The sequence below is a fragment of the Undibacterium sp. Di26W genome, from assembly GCF_049340265.1.
In the GTDB taxonomy this organism is placed as follows: domain Bacteria; phylum Pseudomonadota; class Gammaproteobacteria; order Burkholderiales; family Burkholderiaceae_D; genus Undibacterium.
On the sequence record NZ_JBMPOR010000051.1, the window covers coordinates 1 to 3,192 of the forward strand.

Genomic DNA, 3,192 nt, shown 5'->3' on the forward strand with positions numbered 1-3,192 from the left:
TTTTCGCAAACACTTCACAATACTTGTCGTAGCCTATAGACCTGCTAAGGTTATAGGGACAAGCCTTACGGGCAATTAGTACTGGTTAGCTTAATGCATTACTGCACTTCCACACCCAGCCTATCAACGTCCTGGTCTCGAACGACCCTTTAAAGAGATCTAGTCTCTGGGAAGTCTCATCTTAAGGCGAGTTTCCCGCTTAGATGCTTTCAGCGGTTATCTCTTCCGAACATAGCTACTCGGCAATGCCACTGGCGTGACAACCGATACACCAGAGGTTCGTCCACTCCGGTCCTCTCGTACTAGGAGCAGCCCCCTTCAAACTTCCAACGCCCACGGCAGATAGGGACCAAACTGTCTCACGACGTTTTAAACCCAGCTCACGTACCACTTTAAATGGCGAACAGCCATACCCTTGGGACCGGCTACAGCCCCAGGATGTGATGAGCCGACATCGAGGTGCCAAACTCCCCCGTCGATATGAACTCTTGGGAGGAATCAGCCTGTTATCCCCAGAGTACCTTTTATCCGTTGAGCGATGGCCCTTCCATACAGAACCACCGGATCACTATGTCCTACTTTCGTACCTGCTCGACTTGTCAGTCTCGCAGTTAAGCACGCTTATGCCATTGCACTATTAGCACGATGTCCGACCGTACCTAGCGTACCTTCGAACTCCTCCGTTACACTTTGGGAGGAGACCGCCCCAGTCAAACTGCCTACCATGCACTGTCCCCGACCCGGATTACGGGCCAAGGTTAGAACCTCAAATAAACCAGGGTGGTATTTCAAGGATGGCTCCACGCAAACTGGCGTCCACGCTTCAAAGCCTCCCACCTATCCTACACAGATCGATTCAAAGTCCAATGCAAAGCTACAGTAAAGGTTCATGGGGTCTTTCCGTCTAGCCGCGGGTAGATTGCATCATCACAAACATTTCAACTTCGCTGAGTCTCGGGAGGAGACAGTGTGGCCATCGTTACGCCATTCGTGCAGGTCGGAACTTACCCGACAAGGAATTTCGCTACCTTAGGACCGTTATAGTTACGGCCGCCGTTTACTGGGACTTCAATCAAGAGCTTGCACCCCATCATTTAATCTTCCAGCACCGGGCAGGCGTCACACCCTATACGTCCACTTTCGTGTTTGCAGAGTGCTGTGTTTTTATTAAACAGTCGCAGCCACCAGTTTATTGCAACCCCTTCACCCTTCTGCCGCAGGGCAGTCAAGCTACAAGGGCGTACCTTATCCCGAAGTTACGGTACCAATTTGCCGAGTTCCTTCTCCCGAGTTCTCTCAAGCGCCTTAGAATACTCATCTCGCCCACCTGTGTCGGTTTGCGGTACGGTCTCGTATGACTGAAGCTTAGAGGCTTTTCTTGGAACCACTTCCGATTGCTTCATGAATTAATTCACTCGTCCCAGTCCCTTGAATTATGTGCCCGGATTTGCCTAAGCACCTTCTTTGAACCAGAAACCGACTATTCCAACAGTCGGACAACCTTCCGCGATCCGTCCCCCCATCGCATCATACGACGGTGCAGGAATATTAACCTGCTTCCCATCAGCTACGCATCTCTGCCTCGCCTTAGGGGCCGACTCACCCTGCTCCGATGAACGTTGAACAGGAAACCTTGGGCTTACGGCGTGGAGGCTTTTCACCCCCATTATCGCTACTCATGTCAGCATTCGCACTTCTGATACCTCCAGCAACCTTTACAAGTCACCTTCGCAGGCTTACAGAACGCTCTCCTACCATATCCATAAATGGATATCCGCAGCTTCGGTGTATAGCTTAGCCCCGTTACATCTTCCGCGCAGGACGACTCGATCAGTGAGCTATTACGCTTTCTTTAAAGGGTGGCTGCTTCTAAGCCAACCTCCTGACTGTTTTAGCCTTCCCACTTCGTTTTCCACTTAGCTATACTTTGGGACCTTAGCTGGCGGTCTGGGTTGTTTCCCTCTTGACACCGGACGTTAGCACCCGATGTCTGTCTCCCTTGCTCGCACTCGTCGGTATTCGGAGTTTGCAATGGTTTGGTAAGTCGCGATGACCCCCTAGCCATAACAGTGCTCTACCCCCGACGGTGATACAAGAGGCACTACCTAAATAGTTTTCGGAGAGAACCAGCTATTTCCAAGTTTGTTTAGCCTTTCACCCCTACCCACAGCTCATCCCCTAATTTTTCAACATTAGTGGGTTCGGTCCTCCAGTGCGTGTTACCGCACCTTCAACCTGGCCATGAGTAGATCACTTGGTTTCGGGTCTACACCCAGCGACTATGACGCCCTATTCGGACTCGATTTCTCTACGGCTTCCCTATGCGGTTAACCTTGCCACTGAATGTAAGTCGCTGACCCATTATACAAAAGGTACGCAGTCACGGATCAAGTCCGCTCCTACTGTTTGTATGCACACGGTTTCAGGATCTATTTCACTCCCCTCCCGGGGTTCTTTTCGCCTTTCCCTCACGGTACTGGTTCACTATCGGTCGATATCGAGTATTTAGCCTTGGAGGATGGTCCCCCCATGTTCAGACAGGATTTCACGTGTCCCGCCCTACTTGTCGCAAGCTTAGTTCCACATCGATGATTTCATATAAGGGGCTATCACCCTCTATGGCCGGAGTTTCCAATCCGTTCTATTATCAAAGATGCTAAATCTTGCAGGCTGTTCCCATTTCGCTCGCCACTACTTTGGGAATCTCGGTTGATTTCTTTTCCTGTAGCTACTTAGATGTTTCAGTTCGCCACGTTCGCTTTGCAACCCTATGTATTCAGGTTGCAATGACCTTACGGCCGGGTTTCCCCATTCGGAAATCTGCGGATCAATGTGTGTTTGCTCACTCCCCGCAGCTTATCGCAAGCTACTACGTCCTTCATCGCCTGATATCGCCAAGGCATCCACCATGTGCACTTAGTCACTTGTCCCTATAACTTTAGCTCCTGCACACAAAAGTCAACACCTACTTTTGTGTGGCTTTATTTCTTAAAAATGCCTGGCAGAGCCAGCTCATTTTTAATCGATAAAAACGACACAAATTCAGCACTTCCTCTGTTCGTCGTGCGCAAGACCGTTATAGTTCTTTACTACTTATGAGTATTACTTTAGCGTTTGCCGTATCTCAAGGAATTTGATTTTTTCTAAAACTTGTCTTTCGACAGCTTTTCAAACTCTTTTTAATACATTGTT

Annotated in this window: 1 rRNA gene; it reads right to left on the minus strand. The window is 49.5% G+C overall.

Annotated features, from left to right (window positions below):
* Positions 1-54: 54 nt before the first annotated feature.
* A 23S ribosomal RNA gene (locus ACO0LM_RS28520) occupies positions 55-2,930 on the minus strand.
* Between the last annotated feature and the right edge of the window lie 262 nt (positions 2,931-3,192).